This is a genomic window from Streptomyces sp. LS1784 (assembly GCF_020103755.1).
In the GTDB taxonomy this organism is placed as follows: Bacteria; Actinomycetota; Actinomycetes; order Streptomycetales; family Streptomycetaceae; genus Kitasatospora.
Genome location: NZ_JAHSQD010001185.1, coordinates 1 through 831 on the forward strand (window position 1 = coordinate 1; position 831 = coordinate 831).

1 pseudogene is annotated in these 831 nt (G+C 77.0%); it reads left to right on the plus strand.

What is annotated here, in order from left to right:
- Positions 1 to 88 precede the first annotated feature (88 nt).
- Positions 89 to 831, plus strand: a pseudogene (locus KS423_RS46440) (hypothetical protein); the annotation flags it as partial.

An 831-nucleotide genomic window follows, 5' to 3' on the forward strand; every position in this document is an offset into this window, starting at 1 on the left:
ACGGCGCGGACGACGCCGCCGAGCGCCTGGCCTACGCGGCCGCCCTGCGCGCCGAGGCGCTGGGGACGGCGGCCCTGGGGGCCTCCGCATGAGTCTGCTGACCACCGTCGCCCGGCTGGAGGCGGTCCGCAGCGGCCGGGCCGAGCCGCTGGCCACCGTCCGGCACCGGCACCTGTCGGAGCGCCCGATGGTGCTGGTCCCGCTGACCGCCGCCGGTGAGTCCGGTGCGCCGCTCGCGGTGATGCTCGGCACCGACCGGGACGCGCCCCGGCTGCACCTGGTGCCGCAGCCGCTCAACCGCACCCTGCGGTTCGACTTCCTGGCCGAGCTGGCCGCCGACCTGCTGCCCTACCTGGAGTCCTTCGCCGAGGACGTCGAGCAGATCGAGGGCTCCGAGAAGGACCCGGAGACCGGCGAGAAGACCCAGGTGTTCCGCGAACTGTGCGCGGACGCCCCGCAGCTGATCGTGCCCAACAGCGCAGGCGTGCACCACCTCGCCCTGATCGGCCGCTCGACCCGTTTCCGCCGCACCACCGAGGACGAGGAGCCGGGGCCCTACCCGGCGCCGGTCCGGGTGCCGCTGCTCGGCCGCTGGCTGACCCACCTCACCGACCGCGCCCAGGTGCCCGGCTCCTCGCTGCTGCTGCCGATGACCGGCCTGCTGGCCCGGCACTGGGCGACCGGCCAGAGCCACCTGGAGGACCAGCACCTGGCGGCCCGGCTCGCCTGGCACCGCCCGCCGGACGGCCTGACCGGCGCGCAGGCGGCCGAGCTGGCCGAGTCCGCCCGGGACGACCGGGGGCAGCTGCTGCACCCGCCGGCCGGCCCGGC